At 66.4% G+C, this 640-nt stretch carries 1 protein-coding gene; it reads right to left on the bottom strand.

Annotated features, from left to right (window positions below; all coding sequences use genetic code 11):
• Nucleotides 1–198: 198 nt before the first annotated feature.
• The coding region (locus ACT6QU_RS19450; RefSeq protein WP_444837028.1) for a TCP-1/cpn60 chaperonin family protein at nt 199–640 on the bottom strand (442 nt) is incomplete at its 5' end.

The following is a 640-nucleotide window of genomic DNA, read 5'->3' as shown; positions in this document are numbered from 1 at the left end:
CTCTTCGTCGTTGCCCCGGTCGCGCGACCATTGCACCTGCCTGGAGACGATGAAGTCGGCCTGTTTGCCATGCCGCAGCTTGATCTCCGTCACACAATTTCGAATGTTATGACCTCCAAACGGCATTGCCGATCCCCTTGATGCTCCGCACAGAAACATGGCAGGTGAGGGCGGCGGCTTCCCGCCGCCCTCGATATGTCAGAAGTCCATCGCCGGCATCGGCGCGGCCTTCTCCTCCTTCGGCAGCTCGGCGACGAGCGCCTCGGTGGTGATCAGCAGCGACGCGACCGACGCGGCATCCTGCAGCGCGGTGCGTACGACCTTGGCGGGGTCGATCACGCCGGCCTTGACGAGGTCCTGATACTCGCCGGTGGCGGCGTTGAAGCCCCAGCTATACTCCTCGCTTTCGAGCAGCTTGCCGACGATCCATGCGCCGTCCTCGCCGGCATTGTCGGCGATCTGGCGCGCCGGGGCGCGGAGCGCACGGCGGACGATGTCGATGCCCGACTGCTGGTCGTCGTTCGCGGCCTTGAGGCCTTCGAGCGCCTTTAGCGAGCGAAGGAGCGCGATGCCGCCGCCGGGAAGGATGCCTTCTTCCACGGCCGCGCGTGTCGCATGGAGCGCGTCGTCGACGCGGTCC

Origin of the sequence: Aliihoeflea sp. (assembly GCF_052435475.1) — a bacterium.
In the GTDB taxonomy this organism is placed as follows: Bacteria; Pseudomonadota; Alphaproteobacteria; order Rhizobiales; family Rhizobiaceae; genus Aliihoeflea.
The sequence above is the reverse complement of the archived record's forward strand: the minus strand, read 5'-3'. Positions and strand labels throughout refer to the sequence as shown.